This is a genomic window from Prochlorococcus marinus XMU1419 (genome assembly GCF_017695955.1).
Classification (GTDB): Bacteria; Cyanobacteriota; Cyanobacteriia; order PCC-6307; family Cyanobiaceae; genus Prochlorococcus_A; species Prochlorococcus_A marinus_AD.
In genome coordinates this window covers 43,804-62,062 of record NZ_JAAORO010000003.1, presented here as the reverse complement: position 1 = coordinate 62,062, position 18,259 = coordinate 43,804, and the positions used below count along the sequence as shown (strand labels likewise).

The following is an 18,259-nucleotide window of genomic DNA, read 5'->3' as shown; positions in this document are numbered from 1 at the left end:
AAATGTTAAAAGCAGGTATTATTGGATTACCAAATGTTGGAAAATCAACTCTATTTAATGCACTTGTAGAAAATGCTAAGGCCCAAGCGGCTAATTTTCCTTTTTGCACTATAGAACCTAATAAGGGCATAGTTTCAGTTCCAGATCAAAGGTTGCAAGAATTAGGTAATTTAAGTTCTAGCCAAAATATTATCCCTACAAAAATTGAATTTGTAGATATCGCAGGACTAGTAAAGGGAGCTAGTAAAGGCGAAGGTTTGGGAAATAAATTTTTATCAAATATTAGGGAGGTTGATGCAATAGTTCATGTTGTAAGGTGCTTTGAAGATAGTGATGTAATTCATGTCTCTGGAAAGGTAGATCCCTTGGATGACATTGAGATAATTAATCTGGAATTGAATTTAGCTGATTTATCTCAACTCCATAAAAGAAGAGAAAGAATTAAAAAACAGGTTAGAACTAGTAAAGAGGCAGCAAAAGAAGATATCTTACTAGAAAAAATTGAAGAAGAGCTAGAGAAAGGCCTTTCAGTTAGATCAATATCTCTTAGCGAAGAAGAAAATTTAATAATTAAGCAATTAGGCTTCCTTACTGCAAAACCTATTATTTACGCAACAAATTTAAATGAAAATGATTTAGCTGAAGGTAATCATTTCTCATCCAAAGTTCAGAGTTTTGCAAGTAGTGAAAATACAGAATGTATAAAAATATCTGCTCAAGTTGAATCAGAATTAATAGAGTTGGAAATCGAAGATAAAAAAGACTACCTTATGGGTTTAGGAGTTGAGGAGGGAGGATTAAGTTCTTTAATTAGATCAACATATAAATTATTGGGATTAAAAACTTATTTCACTACTGGAGAAAAGGAGACGAAGGCTTGGACGATTAAAGATGGGATGACTGCTCCACAAGCGGCAGGCGTTATTCATACTGATTTTGAAAAAGGATTTATTAGGGCCCAAACTATTTCATATCAAAACTTAATTGATTCAGGTTCGATTGCAAATGCAAAAACAAAAGGGTTACTTAGAAGTGAAGGTAAAGAATATATAGTTAATGAAGGAGATGTTATGGAATTTTTATTTAATGTTTAAATCTTTTAATGAAGAATTTTTCTATTTCATCTCATAAAAAAAAAAAAGGTTATTTTAATCAACCAAATTTTGAATTTGAGAAACTTTATATATTCCTTTGTTTTTGATTTTCAATAAATCTATTGTGAAGAAATTTTTCCCCTAACTCTAAAGATAATTTAATTTTTTGTTGGTTATTAAATTCTGCCTTCAAAACATTATCCTTTCTTAAGATAAACCAAAATTCATTTAATGATTTTGGTTGGAATAGTTGGTTTAAATCCCCTATTTTGATTAGAGAAGCTATTGGATCCTCTATATTATTTAAAGAAATAGGACCTATTTTTTCAGCATAAAAAATTTCATTATCATTTGAAAAGTTATTTACTATTTCCTCAAATGTTGATTCTTCCTCTTTAATTCTTATATAAATTTCATCTGCTAAATCTTTGTTTTTCACTTTAATTATTGTGTAGTAATAAAGATCTAGATAATCTTTTCTCTTAATAAAGTATTGACTTAATTCATCTTTGTATTTATTCATACACCAGTAAGACCACTGATAATCAGAATTTATTAAATTAATCCATTCGTCCATATTTAATTCATAAAGATGTAACCATTCCTCAAGCTCTGAATTTGATTTTATTGAATTCTTCTTTTTCCAATCATTGATTATTTTTAATTGTTGTTCAGTGTTTAATGATTTTTGTACCTTTTTTGTAAGGTAGTGTTTTAATTTTCTTTTAAAAAAAGTTTCTAAAATTCCAAGTTTTGCTAACTCTTTACTGTCAAAGTTTAATTCGAAATTCATATTATATAAGTTTTTGATTTTTTAAAATTAAAACATAAACTTGATAAAGTTAAATCTTCATTGTTTAATAGTATTTATAAAACTTGAATTAATGAATATATTTTCAAATTAGCAATGTTAATTAGATTGATTCAATGAAATTTTTTATTTTTATAAAATTAATAATATTAAGTTGTTTTTTTATTAATGTTAGGTCAGAACAAAAACCTACACTAATTAAACCGAATGCTATAAATGGAAATCCATATTTGTCTAAATCTAAGGAATTAGAGGAAATTAGCTTCGAAAATTTAAGAGATATATTAGTTAGAAATAATCAAGAATATTCAGCTGCACTTCAGAGGTTAAATCAAGCAACATATGACTTGAAGGCAACTTTAAAACTAAGATATCCAACAATTGATCTTCAGTCTAATGGATTACCATCCTATTTAGTAGGAGATGAATATAGGAATCCTGAATTTAATTCATCAACTGATTTTGAAACTAATCAACTAGAAGCATCACTCTCAACTGTAATAAAATGGGACATAATTGATCCAGAAAGGAAGCCTGAAATTGCCATTAAAAGATTGAATGTAGATAAAGCTAAAAATGCTTTAAAAACAATAATTGAGGACTTAACTTTAAGAGCTCAAAGTCAATATTATCAACTTCAAACTGTAAGGGCAAAAATTAATACATCTAAAATAATGGTTAATTCTTCTAAAAAAAGCCTTGAGGCAACTATCGCAAAAAATAAAGCCTTGTTAGCTCCTCGTTTAGAAGTTTTTGAAGCAGAAACCCAATTATTGAGAGATAAAGTTTTGCTTAATAATTTTTATAGAGATGAAGCTGAATCAATTAGAAAACTCTCCAATACGCTTGGTCTAAGTGATAATTTTTTAGCAATTACTAATGATCAAATCAGTATTAAAGGTCTTTGGAATAACTCATTAGAAAATACTAAAAAAAATGCAATTCTTTATAATCAAAAACTTAAGGAACTTAATTTGGAAATAAGGTTAGCTGATAAGCGAATTAAGAAATCTAATGCCCTCATTAAACCGAAATTTAGCATCATCAATACTCTCTCTGGTTCTTATAAGTTAGGACAAGAAGAAGTATCTCCACCAATACAGAATAATGACTACAGGAAAAATATGAATAATACTATAGCCTTAACTTCAGAATGGAGAATATTTGATGCAGGGAGATCCAAAGAATTAAAACAAAAGAACATTAGTAGAAAAAAGGAATTTAAGGCAAAATATAATAAAGAGAATAATAGGATAAAAGAACGTTTAGAAAACTCATTCACTCAATTAGTTTCTGCAAAAAAAAATATCTTAAATTCTTATATTCAAGTAATCAAACAAAAAGAAATATTAGATATATCTGATAAAAGATTTAAAGCAGGAGTTACTAATCAAAGAGAAATTATTAATAATCAAAGGGATCTTCTTTTTGCAAGAAACTCTTTTATAGATGCGGTATCTTTTTATAATAATAATCTTTTTTCTCTTAAAAGATTATCTGGAGATTTAGAAATAACTCCATGTAGTAATAATATTGATCAATTAAGAGACGTATCTAATTTAGACATAGTTTCAGATATCCAATATGATCCATGTGATATTGACTTTCAAGAGTTTAATAAATTTGAAATGAGTTCGATTAATTATGAAGAGAACAAATTAGAAGAGTCTGAAGCTAAAGCAGAAGTTGAAGAAGAATTAGAAGAAGTTAAAGCAGAAGTTGAAGAAGAATTAGAAGAAGCTAAAGCAGAAGTTGAAGAAGAATTAGAAGAAGCTAAAGCAGAAGTTGAAGAAGAATTAGAAGAAGTTAAAGCAGAAGTTGAAGAAGAATTAGAAGAAGTTAAAGCTGAAGATGAAGCTGAATTCAAAAAAGATAATCAAGATTTGAATATATATTCTGAAGAGCAAATCAAGCAAATAACATCTGGTATTAATTGCAAAAATTTTATTATTGAACAAAATAAAATTTATTGTTGGGATGGTAAGAAATTTAATCTCTACAAAAAATAAAAATTTTTTATGAAAAGATTTGATCAAATACCAGAAGAACTTCGAGAATTATTTAAGAAAAAATCGGAGAAAATTGAATTTTCAGTAGGTCAGGTTTTTTGCGATTTTGATTCTATTCCAGAGGGGATTTTGCATATTATGAAAGGAGAATTGAGATTAATTTATAAAGATAAAAGTAATGAACTATCAACTATAAAAATATATAAAACTGGTGATATTGTTGGTTTAGAACAAATACTTTGCGGAATAAAAGGTACTTCTTTAAGAGCTTCGAGTAAAATTGAAGCTAATTATCTTTTAAAAGATTATTTTCTAAGTTTTTTGGCACAATATGAAACTAAATTTAATTTCTTTGATAATTTTACTAAATATGAGTTTTTGAATATTTTGATTAAATTAGAAAATAAATTAAAAATTAAAAATATTGACTTTATTGAAAACCTTAAAAACTTTAATGAAAATCCAGAAAACAAAATTAAATTATTTAAGCCTGGTAAACATATTCTTAGATCTAATTTAAAGAAATTTCTAATAACTTCAAATAATATCAAAAATCATATTGAAGGTGATGTTGTAAGTAATGGAGATAAGTTCGAAGTGATTGGAAATTTACCTGCGAGAATGATTGAAACTTCAAAACTTTCCATATTGTCAAATAAGAAACAAATATCATATGGAGAGGATATAGAGGAGAAAGTTGGTTTCTCAAATAAGAATAATTTAAATGACAAAAGAGAAGCTCTTTCTGATATGTTTGGTTCCATAAACTATCAAGATGGCTTTCCGCATTTCAGTGGGGTGGGAGTTAGTAGAAGTACAATAGCTTGTTTGAGAATGTTATCAAGATTTTTTGATTTACCTTTTAGGAAAGACATTTTAAAAAGAATAATTGATGATCAAAATAATTTTTCTGATAATGAACAAATAAATATTTCCAAATTAGCAGCTTTAATAAACTTTCTTGGTTTAAGAACTACCCCCTTGAAGCCAGATTCTAAAAGTTTAATAAAAAGAATTCCATTACCTTCTGTTTTTATATATGAGAATAAACCTATAATTCTTTGGGAATTTAAAAATAATCAATTTTATGTTGGGGATCCATCTGTCAAGCCATACTGGATAGAGGTTGATAAATTAGAAAATATTATCGTTAAAAATGACTTAAAGTTTCTTTATTTAGAAAAGACTCCAAGTTCTCCTAAAAATAGATTTGGATTCTCCTGGTTTTTACCATCAATAAAGCGACATAAAGTTACTTTATTACAAGTAGTTATAGCGAGCTTTTTTGTTCAGCTATTAGCACTTTTTAATCCTCTTTTAATTCAGCAAATAATTGATGCTGTAATAAATCAAGGCAATATTTCAAGTCTCAATGTTTTAGGTACTCTTCTTATCGCAATGGCTTTAGCTCAAGCTTTGTTATCTTCTTTAAGGACATATTTATTCTCTGACACTTCAAATAGGATAGATTTATCCCTTGGGGGGAAAATTATTAATCATTTACTTAGACTACCCTCAGCTTATTTTTCAAAACGAACAGTAGGAGAAACCAGTAGCAGAATAAGTGAACTTGAAAAAATCAGGGAATTCCTTACAGGTACAGCTCTGACTCTTATCTTAGATGTTGTTTTTTCAATAATTTACATTGCTGTAATGATGATTTATTCAATACAACTTACTTTTATAGCTTTAGCTGTTATTCCATTTTTTGTATTATTAACTTTATCTATATCCCCAATCATTAGGCGTCAAATCAGAGAAAAAAATATAGCTAATGCTAATTTGCAAAGTCATATGGTTGAGACTATTTCAAGCTTGGATACAATTAAAGGCCAAGGTATTGAGGTTCCTAGCGAATGGAAATGGGGGCAACTATATGGTAAGCAGATGAAGGCGGGATTCAGAAATACTTTAACTAAATCTATTTCTGGATCAGCAAGCAATTTTCTTTCTCAACTTTCAGGGCTTTTAGTTATTTGGGCAGGAGCCATTCTTGTTTTACAAGGAAGATTAACAATTGGGCAATTAATTGCATTTAGAATTTTATCTGGATATGTAACAGGTCCAATTTTGAGATTAACCACGATGTCACAAAACTTTCAAGAGACAGCTTTATCTCTTGAGAGAATTTCAGATATTATTGATAACCCTCAGGAGATAGAGATCATTGGCAAAGATCTTCCTCCAATGCCTCCAATAAATGGAAAGATTGAATTTGAAAATGTAAATTTTAAATTTTCTGATACAAGCAAATTGATTTTAAAAAATATTAATTTCCAGATTCCATCTGGAAGTTTTATTGGTGTTGTTGGTGAGAGCGGTTCAGGAAAGAGTACTTTACTCAAGCTTATAAATCAGATTCTAATTCCAACAAATGGAATTATTAGAATTGATGATTTTGATATCTCAAAAGTAAACTTATACTCATATAGATCGCAGATTGGAGTTGTCCCTCAAGATAGTATTTTGTTTAAAGGTACCGTACAACAAAACATAGCTTTAGCAAAGCCAGAAGCTAATTTTGATGAGATATCTAAAGCTGCAAAGTTGGCCGACGCTCATGACTTTATTCAGAAATTATCTTCTGGTTATAGTACTGAAGTAGGAGAAAGAGGTGCAAATTTATCTGGTGGACAGCGTCAGAGAATTGCAATGGCAAGAATGTTTTTGCAAAGTCCAAAATTATTACTATTAGACGAAGCTACAAGCTCTCTAGATGTAAAATCAGAGAAAAAAATTCTACAAAATTTATTAAATATATCAGATAAAAAAACGGTAATTTTTATTAGTCATAGATTAAATAACTTTATTGAAGCCGATCAAATCTTTTATCTATATAATGGAACCATAGTCGAAAACGGTTCACATAATGAACTTATGTCTTTAGCGGGCCGTTATAAAGCACTTTTTCATGAAAGAGAAAATTAGATAATATGACCGAAAATATGAATGTTAATTCTGATGATTATTTTTTAAATTCTACTGGACAAGATTTAGTTTACAAACAACCTCCAAAATGGACAAAAGCTCTAATTTGGTCAATAGCAAGTAGTTTTGGCTTTGGGCTCGTTTTTTCATGCATTTCAAGAATTGATGAGGTTGTCATTGCTAGAGGAGAACTGCAAGCAATTGGTGCAGAAAGACCAATTAAATCTCCAATTTCAGGAATTATTAGCAAAATTTATGTAAGTGAAGGGAAAAGTGTAAATGCTGGGGATAAACTTATTGAATTTGACTCAAACGTTTTGTTTGCGAGAGAGGAGAGCTTGAAGGCAAAACTTGAAGAATTAATAATCTCTAAGAAGTTAGAAGAAGATATTCTTAAAGAAGTTTCAACTTTAGCTGAAATAGGTGGAATTCAGATGATTCAATATTTACAACAGGAAAAAAAAGTTAACCAAGTAAATTTTGAGGTTAAACAAATTCAGGCAAAAATTAAAGAGATAAATTTTGATAAAAAAAAGACTATAATTTTATCGCCAGTTAAAGGTAAAGTTTTTAATTTAATCCCTCAAAGTATTGGATATACTTCTACTCTAGGAGAGAATTTGTTGAATATAGTTCCTGATGGTGATGTTGAGGCAAAAGTTTTCTTATCAAATAATGATGTTGGGTTTGTTAAAAATCAAATGGAAGCAGATATTAGGGTAGATGCTTATCCTTTCACTCAATTTGGATCTATTCAAGGGAACTTGAAATTTGTGGGTGATGAAGTACTCCCATCTGATTACCAGAACCCAGAGCCACGATTTCCTGCCTATATAAGTCTTTCTGAGCAATATTTGACTAAAAATGGAAATATTTACAAAGTAAGATCTGGTCAAAGCGTATCAGTTAATCTTAAAGTAAGAGATAAGCCTGTTATTAGTCTTCTTACTGATTCAATTGATAGGGCATTAGATTCTCTAAAAGGTATTAAAAATTAAGAAGAAATTAAAAATAAAGTTTTATATTATTGTTTCAGTAATTTTTACATCATTTTAAGAAAACCGAATAAAATATAATTAACTTATTAAGTTCTAAAAAGGAGCTTATTCATTACAGATTCAGCAGGTAAACCATTAAATTCTAATCCTGGGTTCCTTGAGAGGATTCAGAATATTTTACCGTGGAACAACAATGACAAAGATATAGAAAATAACAAAAATAAAATTCAACAGCCAAATATAATTGATAGTGAAGGATCAATTTTTATTGAATCAAATTTTGATTATCAATATTCTTCTTCATTTGATTTAAATTTTGAGTTTTTAGAAACTAATCAATCATATTTTTCGCCTTTTACTGGTTCATTTTCTCAGACTAACTTTTCAACCCTAGATATTGATTTTAATTTTTCAGAAACTCTTGATATTAATTCAGAAACGACAATATTTAGTTCGCAAGGTACTGAAGATATTTTTACAGGTGAACCCGGTTTTACAAATACATTATTTAATTCTCAATCTTCATTATCTTTTGAAAGAGATTTAGATATTTCTTTTAGTGATGTTTATTTTGAGAATTTTTCATATGACGCAATTACAGGATATTACACACAAACATTTCTTTATGACGTTAATTTCGATATATCACTCTCAGAATCTCTAGATTTATCTTTACAAGAAAGCTTATTTATTAGCAGCGATGAAGCTGATTCATTTTACTCAAAAGATGAAAATCTATCTTTTGATAGGGATATTGATCTCTCTTATTCAGAGAGAAGTCTTTATAGTTTAGTCTTCAATCCAGATACTGGATTTTTTTCCGAGAATACATTTTTCTCAAGTTCAATAGATATATCAATTGATGAATCTTTTGAGACTTCAAAAAAAGAAACCTTTGTTTATCTTCCCAAGGATCCAGTAAAGACTCCTATTATTCCGGGTATATCAATAAAAGATGTAGTAGTTTCAGAAAGTGATGGGAATCTTGCCTTAACAGTTTCACTTACTGAAGCAACAACAAACAAGGTTACTGTTGAATATGCAACCAGCAATGAGGTTTTAAATTTTGTAGGGGAATATATTTATCTGTCTGCAGACGGAGCCTATGACGTACATGTAGCAGATATGGATAGTGATGGTGATATGGATATCGTCGCCAGTTCTATTCATGATGACACCATTAGATGGTTTGAAAACAACGGCAATATAAACCCTACATTTACTGCATCTACTATTGCCACTAATGCAGATTCTGTAAGAGAAATAACTGTAGCAGATATGGATAATGATGGAGATTTAGATATACTTTCTGCCTCTGAGAATGATGACACTATTGCATGGTATGAAAATAATGGCCAAGCAGATCCTACCTTTACTAAAGCTGTTATCGCTACAAGTGCTGATAATGCAAATGATGTCCAGGTTGCAGATTTAGATGGAGATGGAGATTTAGATATAGTTTCTGCTTCTTCTTTAGATGACACAATTGCCTGGTATGAAAATGATGGAGCTGCAAATCCAACATGGACAGCAGCTGACATAGCCACAAGTGCTGATGGAGCAAATTCTGTTTTCTTAGTTGACTTAGATAGTGACGGAGATATAGATATTCTTTCTTCTTCTTACAACGACGATACTATTGCCTGGTACGAAAATAATGGAGCAGCGAATCCAACATTTACAGCAGCAGATATAGCCACCAATATTGATGGTGCATATCATGTCTATGCAAAGGATATGGATGCTGATGGAGATATAGATATTCTTGCTTCTGCTTCCATTGGAGATAAGGTTGTTTTATTTAAAAACAATGGAGCAGCAGATCCTACATTTACTGCTTCTGATATTATTACCGGCTTTGATACCCCAATTGGATTAGACGTTGCAGATGTTGACTTTGATGGAGATTTAGATATTGGAATTGTTGGTAGTGATGGACTTAACAGTAATAGTTCAACTGATATTGCTGCCTGGTATGCGAGTGATGGAGCAGCAAATCCAACTTGGACATTAATAGATAAAACAACAACTCTTCCGAATGGAGCAGAAAATATATTTTTTGCAGATATTGATGGAGATGGAGATACCGATGCAGCTTCAGCATCTCATAATGACGATACTATTGTTTGGTATGAAAATCTTGGTGCCGCACAAAATCATGTTCTATCAATTGCAGATGTAACCACTTCAAATGAAAATGCTGCTAATGCAACATTTACAGTGAATCTATCTAATGCATCGTCTAGAGATATAACCCTAAATTATGAAACTATCAATACTCAATACCCAACATTTACAGGTGAAACACTTGTAAGCAATGTAACTAATGCAGAAGGAGTAGAACTTGGAGATATGGATGGCGATGGAGATCTAGATATCGTTTATGCAGCTTTAACTAGTGATACTTTTGGATGGTTAGAAAATAATGGAAGTTCTTGGACTCAGTCAAGTATTGATACCTCAGCTGACGGAGCAAAGGCTATCCATATTGCTGATATAGATGGAGATGGAGATTTAGATTTTGTCGGGGGGGCATTCTACGGAGACAGCGTTGCTTGGTATGAAAATAACGGCGCGGCAAATCCTTCATTCACTAAAACAACTATTAGTACAGGTACAGATGGATTAAATGATGTTCATGTTGGAGATATAGATGGAGATGGAGATTTAGATATTATTTCTGCTTCTGGTAATGATGATGAAATCACCTGGTTTGAAAATAATGGAGCAGCAGATCCAACATTTGCGACAACCGTTATAGCAACAAGTGCAGATAATCCTCATGAAGTATTTATTGCTGATATGGATGCTGATGGCGATTTAGATATTATCTCAACATCAGTAAACGACAGTACAGTTGCCTGGTATGAAAATAACGGAGCAGCAGATCCATCTTTTGCAGCAGCTAATATCGCAACCAACGTATCCGGTGCTCATGGAATCCAGGTTGATGACATGGATGCTGATGGAGATATGGATATTGTTGTCGCATCATTTACTGATGATACTGTTCGCTGGTATGAGAACAATGGAGAAGCAGATCCAACATGGTCTGCTGCAAATATTGCAACATCGATTGATGGAGCAAGGGATGTTGAGGTTCTCGATATAGATAAAGATGGCGATTTAGATGTCATGGTGACAGCTCAAGATGCTGATTCTATATCTTACTGGCTTAATAATGGAGCAGCAGATCCAACATGGGGTGGTCAAAATCTTTTCGCAGATCAATTTGATAAACCTCACAACATTGCAATAGGAGATGTTGATAATGATGGTGATCTAGATGTTGTTTCAAGTTCTCATAATGATCATAAAATTGCTTTACTTACCGTTGGTCAAACAGCTACATCAGGATCTGATTACACATCAACATCTGGCACTCTAGAAATTTCTGCAGGCGCCACATCAGGAACATTTACCATTCCAATTCTTGCTGATTCCACTCCAGAGGCGGATGAAGTCGTAACTGTAAAATTTACTAGACCTTCGAACGCCTTTGTCTCTCCAACTGATGGATTAATAGAATCCAATAATTACATAACAACAGCTACATTAACGATCACTGATGATGATGCTTTAAGTTTTACTGCCGCTGATATTGCTACAAGTGCAGATGGAGCAAAAGATGTGAAAGTCGCAGATTTAGATGGTGATGGAGATTTAGATATCATATCCGCGTCAGAACTTGATGATACTATTGCCTGGTATGAAAATGATGGAGCGACTAATCCAACTTTTACTGCTGCTGATATTGCTACAAGTGCAGATGGAGCTAAGGAAGTCGCTATAGCTGACATTGATGGTGATGGAGATTTAGATATTCTTTCGGTTTCATCAGAGGATAATACTCTTGCTTGGTATGAAAATAATGGAGCAGCAAACCCATCATTTACTGCTGCTGATATAAATACAAACCTTACAGGAGCACACGGATTATTTGTAGCAGATATCAATAGGGATGGACATTTAGATATTATTACCGCTTCGTCAGAAAAAGAGGTTCCTCTTAATGGATTTAAGGGTACAAATGAGGTTCATATAAATGACGGAGCAGCAAATCCAAGTTTTTCCTTACTAAATGGAGGACATATAAATGGAAGCGCAGATGGAGCTCGGTCTGTTTATGCGGCAGATATTACTGGCAACGGTAGATTAGATTGGGTGTCGGCAAATTTTACTGATATTAACGGAGTCTCTGGAGCTGATTCACCTTATAACACCATTAACTGGATCAAAAATGCCGGACCTTCAGGGGAGGTATGGAGTGTAGCTTCTGGAGCTGTATCCTCTAATTTCCCAAATGGTCCTGAAGATGTATTTATTGCTGATATGGACAATGATGGAGATTTAGATGTATTGTCAGCTTCCTTTAACGATGACACTATTGCATGGTATGAAAGTAGTGGTGCGACCTGGAATATGACATGGACTACTCATACAGTGGCAACTTCTGCAGACGGAGCAAGAGATCTTGTGGCTGGTGACCTTGATAATGATGGAGATATGGATATTGTATCCGCCTCATTCAATGACGATACTATTGCCTGGTATGTAAATAATGGAGCAGCAGATCCTACATTTTCCGCAACCGATATTGCAACAAGTGCTGATGGTGCAGATTCAGTAGTCCTTGCGGATTTAGATAATGATGGTGATTTAGATATTGTTTCAGCTTCATATAACGACGATACTATCGCTTGGTATGAGAATAATTGCGATGGTAATGACCCGCTAATATTTGACCTTGATAACGACGGAATTGAACTATTAAGTACAAGAGAAAAAGTTTTATTTGATGTAGATGTTGATGGTGATTTAGAAATTACAGGATGGACTGCTCCTGATGATGGATTACTTGTGATGGATTTAAATGATGATGGAATAATAAATGATATGTCAGAGGTATTTTCAGAACACTTTAATTCTGGTTCATTTAACTCCTCATTAGATTCATTAAATAGTATTGACTCTAACAATGATGACTTAATTAATTATCAAGATGAGTTATTTGAACAAGTAATGATATGGCAAGATCTTAACTCTGATGGAATTTCAAGCAGTGGAGAACTTTCAACTTTAAATGAAGTTGGAATCGAATCAATATCACTGTTAGCTGAAATTATGGAAGATGAGATAGAGGGTAATACTATTAATGCAAAAGGGTCTTATATAGATACTGATGGAGTAACAAGAGAATTTGTTCAGGCAATTTTCACTTCAGAAGATTTGGAAAATATTCAAGAAGATAGTTTATTCTTTGAAGACCAATTAATTTTAGGAAATAATTCATTCGAATCTTTTGAGAGAATTTCTTTAGACTCTGGATATGAGCTTAATAATTTGGATGCCTTAGGAAGTAGTGATATTAATCATGATCAACTACCTTTATTTGAAGATTTAAACAATAACTTATTAGCCTCTCTTAATGAAGAACCCGCTTTAAATACTCAAGAACAAGAAAAAGTTTCTATCTAATGCCAAATTATATATTTAAAAATAATTGGCAACTTGTGTTTTTTTATTTAATCCCACATTAATCGCCCTTTATTAGTTTTTTCTCCAGTACTTAAGTTTATCCAAAGCTCTCCATTCTTATTTTTTCCTTTTATTTTTATTACTCCTAATCTATGAGGGCCTAAAGGTCCTAAGCAATTCCCAAGTATAGTTGGTGGTATTGAGCCATCTTTTCTTGGAATGTAATCATATTGTTGATAAAACCTATAAAAACCATTTCTTCTGATAGTTCCCATATCTAATTGAAAAGTTGGAATTTCTTCATCACTAATGATACCTATTTGACATTCTTTAAATGATTGCAAAAGACTCGTTCTGACGACTCTATCTGCACTCTTTTCAATAACAGTTAAAAATGATGGTATGGCAATTATTGAAAGTATTCCTAATACGCCAATAACAATTGCGAGCTCTATTAATGTGAAACCATTATTTTTTTCTAATTCATGAAAATGCATTTATTAAAAGTTCTTTTACTTTATATAGAAATTTGTAGATTTAATGACAATATTATCTGAATTCAAACTAGTTATAATAATCTTTAGAAAATAATAATTTAGTAATGACTGATTCTGGATCGACTGAACAAAAGAGAAAATTAAAATTTGAAGGTTCAGAATATTATATGGATTCATTGCCTGAACCAATTAAACAATTAGTTGCAGGCATAAACGCTGCAGACTTACAAACTAAAATGTACCAAGACACATTAAAGTTAATTGCTGTAGGTAAATCAAAATTACTACAAGATTTAAAAAAGGGTTTAGAAGATATAGATCCAATTGATGATAAATAATTTTTTATTTATCAAATCTGTATTTATAAAGTTATTTGACCTATTTGATGGATTTTTTAATATAACTCTTTCTTATTCTTTAAAAATAAGATAAAAGGGGGTTGATAATTTTTTCTATACTTAATGCTTAAAAAGTCATCTAGTTTTGATGAATTTCTTGTAGCCACAATTTTGGCTGATATTTTTGATCCATCAGGTTCCGATGATATAGATTATGTGTCAAAAAAAATTGTTGATGGATTGGATGCTCAAGGAATGATAAAAAGCATTGATCTTGATAATGAAAAAGAAATAGCTGCTTAAATTTATGAAAATACTAAATAAATTTGTAATAATATTGTTTACTTCTATTTTTTGTTTTTCTTATCAACCTATTAATGCTAACTCCAAATCATATCTTTCTAATAAAAGTGAATTGTTAATAGGATGGGAAACCCAAAAAAATTCAAATTTAGAAAAAAGAGCAAATTTTAAAACAATAGATGTTTTAAAAAAATTGAAGAAAATACAAAGATTAAAAATATATTTTAAAGAAGCTGTGGGGTATGTTGTTTTCCCTAATGTGGGTAAATTAGGTATTGGAATTGGAGGGGCACGCGGGAATGGGGAAGTTTTTGAAGATCATAAGGTTATTGGTTCTGCCACTGTGACTCAACTGTCAGTTGGGTTTCAGTTGGGTGCTCAAGCTTTTAGCCAAATAATATTTTTTCAAAATAAAAAAGATCTTGATAGGTTTACTGAAGGTAATTTTGAATTTGATGCATCAGCCAGCGCAGCATTGATTACAGAAGGCGCAAATGCTTCTGCAGATTATAGTAATGGGGCGGCAGTTTTTACATTTTCTAAGGGTGGATTAATGTATGAAGCAAGTATTGGTGGACAAAAGTTTTCTTATCAAGGCTATTAATCCAACGAAAATCTCAGATGGTTTTTAATAAATAGCCATTCTTAAAAAAGACATTCTATGAAATTATCGTTATTTCTCAACTGTATTTTCAATATCCTCTAATAAATGCTTAGTTGATCTACTAAAGCCATTTGCCTTTAGATAATTTTGAGCTTCTCTAAATTTTTCAGCTACTCTTTTTGCATATGGTGTATTCATTGAATTTTGAGTCATATCGAAATTGAAAATAAACTAATCATCTAATTTAAATAGCCCCTTGATAAGTATTAAAAAATACAAGAATATAAAAATAGGATTTTCTACTTACTTAAAAAAAATTATGGCGAAATTTTCTTGATTACACTAAATAAATTTTTAATAAATTAAAGATAACCAAAATGACTAAATTAGTTTTAATTATTCTTTTTCTTGTTTTTTATTTAATAGTTTTATTTTTTTCTTTTTTTTATTCAAAGCGAAATAAAAGGGCATTAAGAAAAAAAATAATTATTCCTGCATCTAAACCTTCCTTAAAAGAGGAAGAATTTAATCCTGATATGAGTACAGATGATTGGGATTTACATAAAATAAGACTAGAAAAATTTAGAAGATCTAAGTATAAGGAATTAAATTTCTTTCTAAGTTCAGAAAATAGAATTTATTATCTTTCAGAAAAAGGAGCTAAGGTTTATTGCTAACCAGTAAAATTAATTTTATAAATAGGAAAAGAAGATAGAAACTTATAATACTAATGAAGTATTTATTTTTATTATCAGAAAAATTCTACAGGATTATCGAATGGGAATGGAATATCTTAAAAAATTTAAAAAGAAAAAAAAGAAAAAATTTTATACTTAGAGGATCCTTTGCTTTATTGAGTTTATTATCTATTATATTTTTTATATTTTTACCTCCAATTATTTTTGGAATCTTATTTAGAGAGGGGATAAAATTCAGTATTTTTTTTATTTGGATATGGATCTTAAATTTGAAGTTTTTTTGAAAAAGTTTATTTAATTTACTAAGGTTATTTAAAATTAAGAAAATAAATAATTTATCTTATGCCAAAAATATTTAAACAAAATAAGTTCGCATTATTAGGCGCGAATATATTCATAATTTTACTCTGGATAACTATATCTACCTATGTGACGAATTTATTTCAGAGTAATAATGCCCCATTTTATATATATAAAATTTCTTTTTTAATTAGATTCCTACCTCCTATATGGGTGACATGGTTTCTATGGATAAAAAGAGGGGGTTTAAAAAGATAAATAACGAAAGCAATTTAACGTATTTACTATAAAAAAAAATCAGCTAGAATCTGTAAGCTTACTTGAAATTTTCATGTAAGAATTAGGTGATTTGAGATTGTTTTTAGCTAAGAAACAATCTCTTTTTTTATATAATTTTTACTGTAAAAAAGTGCTTGTCAGTATCCCTATTGACAAACACTCATGACGATCTAGTTACTTATAAATTAAACAGGTAATCTATTATCAATTTCAATATCACCAGAATCCATAAGACGACCAATTTTAATAACCAAAGCCATATCTAACCTAGAAAATTGAGATTGATGGTTAGTTATCCAATCTAGCTCTGAAAGAGTTATTACTCCTAAAGTATTTACCTTTAGAAAAAGTAATCCTAAATTCATTTTTAAAAGATCCCAGGGATTATCCAGCCGAATAAGCCGTAATTTACAACTAATGCGAATAAGCCCATCATTGCCATTCTTCCATTAGTTCTTTCAGCATTTTGCCAATAAGTAGGTTTTGAATTTTCCATTTTGTTTAATTGTTGTTTGTTTAATTAAAATGTTTAAACGAAGCCAGGTATTATTTGACCTGTTGTTAAATATGCTCCAACAGCAGCAATTAACCCAATCATTGCAAATCTGCCATTAAGTGTTTCTGCAACAACTTTTTCTTTCTCGATTGTTTTAACTTTTTTGTTAGTGGTTTTCATTTGATTAGAAGATAAATAGTTTAAATTTTCTTTTTGAAATTGCTTTGTTAAATAAGCTACTAGGATAGCTGTAAATAATACAATTACTGCTAGAAAAGATGAAAGAGGACTCATTAAAAAATGCCAGGAATGATCTGTCCAGTTGAAACGTAAGCACCAACTAATGCAACAAGTCCGATCATTGCCCAACGACCATTAACTTTTTCTGCGTTTTGTGGATAACTGTCGTAAGAAACAGACTCATCTATGTAAGGACGTGTCTCAGTAGGAAACATATTTTGCCTGCCACCTGATTCGGTAGTAACGTTTGAATTAGACATTTAAATTATGTAATTGTTAAATAATGTAACACTACTATTAAATAATGTAAAGTATTTCACCTAAAATAAGTTATTTTCAATATAAATACTACGAATCTGTAACAGAAACGTTACAATGTGAGCTAAATGGTTATAGTTCTGAAAACTTTCAGCGGAATCCTTATCCGTATTCGTGGAAGACCTCTGTCCATCCTTTTTGGTGAAGTTGGTGCCACTTTTCCCAGGCTGATTCGATGTTAAGTTTTTCAGAGGATTTATAACCCGCAGGTTCTGCAAGATGATTCGTGTAGAAAATATGGATATCGATTTTTGATTGATTTTGATGAGATTTTTTGCTCTCCTCAAAAAAAATCAATCTGCTTCCTTCGGGATTAAGTAAGCAGCCATTTGGCTTCCTTGTGCTACAACCAAAAGCGTAATTATTTCTCCTGCTGCCGCCTTCAGAACTCATTGCCAAACAATACAATTGTACTATATTTTATTCTTTTATATCTTGTTGTCAAATACTTTTTAGGTGGATTACTTGTTTATTTAAAAATCAATTTGTTTTTTACTTTAAAGTAGCGATTATTTCAAAGCGAAAATATCGAATATCGAATTGGGACAGCCAACTAATCTTTAAACATTTCATAAACTTCTAAAAACTTTTAAGATAATACTATTAATAAAAAAAATTTTATCAAATGCGGCCTGGTACTTTTGAATTATTGATTCTAGTATTTATCTTTTTAGGTCTTCAAGCTTGGTGGATTATCCCAGTTATAATTAAAAACAATAAACTAAATAAAAGAGGTAATAATTTAAGAGAGGAAATTAAGCAACTTGAAAAATTATATAAAAAATAAATTATTTCTCAACTTCATTTTTTTAAAACTACCAGTTCTTTTGTGAGAAAAGAATATTTCTTAAAAATTTAGTATTGTGAT

Annotated in this window: 18 protein-coding genes and 1 pseudogene; 10 read left to right on the top strand and 9 right to left on the bottom strand. The window is 30.5% G+C overall.

Going from position 1 to position 18,259, the window contains the following annotated elements:
• Nucleotides 1–2 precede the first annotated feature (2 nt).
• Entirely contained in the window at nt 3–1,094 is a 1,092-nt protein-coding gene (ychF, locus tag HA151_RS06420; protein ID WP_209106662.1) for a redox-regulated ATPase YchF, read from the top strand.
• 85 nt (nt 1,095–1,179) lie between these two features.
• Here ychF and HA151_RS06415 read toward each other — a convergent pair whose 3' ends face one another.
• On the bottom strand, nt 1,180–1,887 hold the full coding sequence (locus HA151_RS06415) for a hypothetical protein (protein WP_209106661.1): 708 nt from the start codon (nt 1,885–1,887) through the stop codon (nt 1,180–1,182).
• Nucleotides 1,888–2,021: 134 nt separating this feature from the next.
• Between HA151_RS06415 and HA151_RS06410 the strand changes: the two genes are divergently transcribed.
• Genes HA151_RS06410 through HA151_RS06400 form a run of 3 tightly spaced genes read left to right on the top strand, consistent with a single transcriptional unit; the run spans nt 2,022 to nt 7,840 of the window.
• Nucleotides 2,022–3,914: a TolC family protein gene (locus HA151_RS06410; protein WP_209106660.1), complete on the top strand. Its 1,893-nt coding sequence runs from the start codon at nt 2,022–2,024 to the stop codon at nt 3,912–3,914.
• A 9-nt stretch (nt 3,915–3,923) separates the two neighbouring features.
• Complete coding sequence (locus HA151_RS06405; RefSeq protein WP_209106659.1) at nt 3,924–6,842, top strand: ABC transporter transmembrane domain-containing protein; 2,919 nt, start codon at nt 3,924–3,926, stop codon at nt 6,840–6,842.
• A gap of 17 nt (nt 6,843–6,859) precedes the next feature.
• Nucleotides 6,860–7,840, top strand: a complete 981-nt coding sequence (locus HA151_RS06400) for an HlyD family secretion protein (RefSeq protein ID WP_209106658.1) — start codon at nt 6,860–6,862, stop codon at nt 7,838–7,840.
• Nucleotides 7,841–8,739: 899 nt separating this feature from the next.
• Here HA151_RS06400 and HA151_RS06395 read toward each other — a convergent pair.
• Nucleotides 8,740–8,892 carry a hypothetical protein gene (locus HA151_RS06395; RefSeq protein WP_209106657.1) on the bottom strand — a complete coding sequence of 51 codons (153 nt, stop codon included), beginning with the start codon at nt 8,890–8,892 and terminating at the stop codon, nt 8,740–8,742.
• 73 nt (nt 8,893–8,965) lie between these two features.
• On the opposite strand from HA151_RS06395, the gene HA151_RS06390 reads away from it, so the two are divergent.
• Nucleotides 8,966–13,318, top strand: a complete 4,353-nt coding sequence (locus tag HA151_RS06390) for a beta strand repeat-containing protein (protein WP_209106656.1) — start codon at nt 8,966–8,968, stop codon at nt 13,316–13,318.
• A gap of 47 nt (nt 13,319–13,365) precedes the next feature.
• Here the strand turns inward: HA151_RS06390 and HA151_RS06385 are convergent, their stop codons facing one another.
• Complete coding sequence (locus HA151_RS06385) at nt 13,366–13,815, bottom strand: type IV pilin protein (protein ID WP_209106655.1); 450 nt, start codon at nt 13,813–13,815, stop codon at nt 13,366–13,368.
• 104 nt (nt 13,816–13,919) lie between these two features.
• Between HA151_RS06385 and HA151_RS06380 the strand changes: the two genes are divergently transcribed.
• The 3 genes from HA151_RS06380 to HA151_RS06370 all read left to right on the top strand — a co-directional run bounded on the left by HA151_RS06380 (nt 13,920) and on the right by HA151_RS06370 (nt 15,060).
• Entirely contained in the window at nt 13,920–14,153 is a 234-nt protein-coding gene (locus tag HA151_RS06380; protein WP_209106654.1) for a DUF6447 family protein, read from the top strand.
• A gap of 123 nt (nt 14,154–14,276) precedes the next feature.
• On the top strand, nt 14,277–14,456 hold the full coding sequence (locus tag HA151_RS06375) for a hypothetical protein (RefSeq protein ID WP_209106653.1): 180 nt from the start codon (nt 14,277–14,279) through the stop codon (nt 14,454–14,456).
• Between the two features lie 4 nt (nt 14,457–14,460).
• Nucleotides 14,461–15,060 (top strand): YSC84-related protein, encoded by a 600-nt coding sequence (locus HA151_RS06370; protein WP_209106652.1) that lies wholly within the window; start codon nt 14,461–14,463, stop codon nt 15,058–15,060.
• Between the two features lie 69 nt (nt 15,061–15,129).
• Here HA151_RS06370 and HA151_RS06365 read toward each other — a convergent pair whose 3' ends face one another.
• Entirely contained in the window at nt 15,130–15,273 is a 144-nt protein-coding gene (locus HA151_RS06365; protein ID WP_209107170.1) for a hypothetical protein, read from the bottom strand.
• 164 nt (nt 15,274–15,437) lie between these two features.
• On the opposite strand from HA151_RS06365, the gene HA151_RS06360 reads away from it, so the two are divergent.
• Nucleotides 15,438–15,737, top strand: coding sequence for a cytochrome B (locus tag HA151_RS06360; RefSeq protein WP_209106651.1), 300 nt, complete (start codon nt 15,438–15,440; stop codon nt 15,735–15,737).
• Nucleotides 15,738–16,522: 785 nt separating this feature from the next.
• Here HA151_RS06360 and HA151_RS06355 read toward each other — a convergent pair.
• The 5 genes and pseudogenes from HA151_RS06355 to HA151_RS06335 form a co-directional block, all read right to left on the bottom strand.
• Nucleotides 16,523–16,702, bottom strand: coding sequence for a hypothetical protein (locus tag HA151_RS06355; protein WP_209106650.1), 180 nt, complete (start codon nt 16,700–16,702; stop codon nt 16,523–16,525).
• A 2-nt stretch (nt 16,703–16,704) separates the two neighbouring features.
• A pseudogene (locus HA151_RS06350) lies at nt 16,705–16,836 on the bottom strand (chlorophyll a/b-binding protein); the annotation flags it as partial.
• 30 nt (nt 16,837–16,866) lie between these two features.
• A complete protein-coding gene (locus HA151_RS06345) occupies nt 16,867–17,127 on the bottom strand; it encodes a chlorophyll a/b-binding protein (protein WP_209106649.1) in 261 nt (86 codons plus the stop codon).
• Nucleotides 17,127–17,333, bottom strand: a complete 207-nt coding sequence (locus tag HA151_RS06340) for a high light inducible protein (protein WP_209106648.1) — start codon at nt 17,331–17,333, stop codon at nt 17,127–17,129. The genes HA151_RS06345 and HA151_RS06340 overlap by 1 nt, the downstream gene beginning before the upstream one ends.
• Before the next feature lie 160 nt (nt 17,334–17,493).
• Complete coding sequence (locus tag HA151_RS06335; protein WP_209106647.1) at nt 17,494–17,784, bottom strand: DUF1651 domain-containing protein; 291 nt, start codon at nt 17,782–17,784, stop codon at nt 17,494–17,496.
• Nucleotides 17,785–18,016: 232 nt separating this feature from the next.
• On the opposite strand from HA151_RS06335, the gene HA151_RS06330 reads away from it, so the two are divergent.
• Nucleotides 18,017–18,178: a hypothetical protein gene (locus HA151_RS06330; RefSeq protein WP_209106646.1), complete on the top strand. Its 162-nt coding sequence runs from the start codon at nt 18,017–18,019 to the stop codon at nt 18,176–18,178.
• Nucleotides 18,179–18,259: the final 81 nt, after the last annotated feature.

Bases quoted from the DNA above. Each gene is read 5' to 3' on its own strand.
- ychF (WP_209106662.1), top strand. From the start codon at position 3: ATGTTAAAAGCAGGTATTATTGGATTACCAAATGTTGGAAAATCAACT.
- HA151_RS06415 (WP_209106661.1), bottom strand. From the start codon at position 1,887: ATGAATTTCGAATTAAACTTTGACAGTAAAGAGTTAGCAAAACTTGGA.
- HA151_RS06410 (WP_209106660.1), top strand. From the start codon at position 2,022: ATGAAATTTTTTATTTTTATAAAATTAATAATATTAAGTTGTTTTTTT.
- HA151_RS06405 (WP_209106659.1), top strand. From the start codon at position 3,924: ATGAAAAGATTTGATCAAATACCAGAAGAACTTCGAGAATTATTTAAG.
- HA151_RS06400 (WP_209106658.1), top strand. From the start codon at position 6,860: ATGAATGTTAATTCTGATGATTATTTTTTAAATTCTACTGGACAAGAT.
- HA151_RS06390 (WP_209106656.1), top strand. From the start codon at position 8,966: ATGGATAGTGATGGTGATATGGATATCGTCGCCAGTTCTATTCATGAT.
- HA151_RS06385 (WP_209106655.1), bottom strand. From the start codon at position 13,815: ATGCATTTTCATGAATTAGAAAAAAATAATGGTTTCACATTAATAGAG.
- HA151_RS06380 (WP_209106654.1), top strand. From the start codon at position 13,920: ATGACTGATTCTGGATCGACTGAACAAAAGAGAAAATTAAAATTTGAA.
- HA151_RS06375 (WP_209106653.1), top strand. From the start codon at position 14,277: ATGCTTAAAAAGTCATCTAGTTTTGATGAATTTCTTGTAGCCACAATT.
- HA151_RS06370 (WP_209106652.1), top strand. From the start codon at position 14,461: ATGAAAATACTAAATAAATTTGTAATAATATTGTTTACTTCTATTTTT.
- HA151_RS06365 (WP_209107170.1), bottom strand. From the start codon at position 15,273: ATGACTCAAAATTCAATGAATACACCATATGCAAAAAGAGTAGCTGAA.
- HA151_RS06360 (WP_209106651.1), top strand. From the start codon at position 15,438: ATGACTAAATTAGTTTTAATTATTCTTTTTCTTGTTTTTTATTTAATA.
- HA151_RS06355 (WP_209106650.1), bottom strand. From the start codon at position 16,702: ATGAATTTAGGATTACTTTTTCTAAAGGTAAATACTTTAGGAGTAATA.
- HA151_RS06345 (WP_209106649.1), bottom strand. From the start codon at position 17,127: ATGAGTCCTCTTTCATCTTTTCTAGCAGTAATTGTATTATTTACAGCT.
- HA151_RS06340 (WP_209106648.1), bottom strand. From the start codon at position 17,333: ATGTCTAATTCAAACGTTACTACCGAATCAGGTGGCAGGCAAAATATG.
- HA151_RS06335 (WP_209106647.1), bottom strand. From the start codon at position 17,784: ATGAGTTCTGAAGGCGGCAGCAGGAGAAATAATTACGCTTTTGGTTGT.
- HA151_RS06330 (WP_209106646.1), top strand. From the start codon at position 18,017: ATGCGGCCTGGTACTTTTGAATTATTGATTCTAGTATTTATCTTTTTA.